Source organism: Chryseobacterium contaminans, assembly GCF_001684955.1.
Taxonomy (GTDB): Bacteria; Bacteroidota; Bacteroidia; order Flavobacteriales; family Weeksellaceae; genus Chryseobacterium; species Chryseobacterium contaminans.
Genome location: NZ_MAYF01000264.1, coordinates 1 through 453 on the forward strand (window position 1 = coordinate 1; position 453 = coordinate 453).

At 41.7% G+C, this 453-nt stretch carries 1 protein-coding gene; it reads right to left on the reverse strand.

The annotated features are described in order from the left end of the window. Window positions 1-453, reverse strand: a 453-nt coding sequence (locus BBH99_RS22795; protein ID WP_228390811.1) for a hypothetical protein, incomplete at both ends; no start/stop codon positions are given.

A 453-nucleotide genomic window follows, 5' to 3' on the forward strand; every position in this document is an offset into this window, starting at 1 on the left:
CAATTCCCCTACCCATCTCAACCTTGTGATCTCATTGAGTAGCTCTAGCTCTCTAAATTCTTGCTTTAGAAATCCTGAACCTAATCCCCCAGTGATTGTACCATGACGACACATTCTGAAGATGACTGTTCCCTTTAAAGTAGATGCCCTAGATAGACATGTGTATATAGACTGGTGTGTATCACAATGTTCTAAGTCAACAAGATTAATAGGTCGAGTTCGACCTTGAGCAGCAAAGTCAGTCATAGCAAAGTTGGGCAGCAATGGAATCTGATCACGATTAACTCCCAACATTGTACAATCAGGGAACTCAATAAAAATACTTTGCTTTGGCCTACAAATTGGTACCACATTTAATGGCAAGCCATCCAGCTGGACAGGAGAGGGTGGGTTTTTCAATTCTACAAAGACAACATCGAGGACTTTGCGACCATCTGCAAGAGTCGATGATTT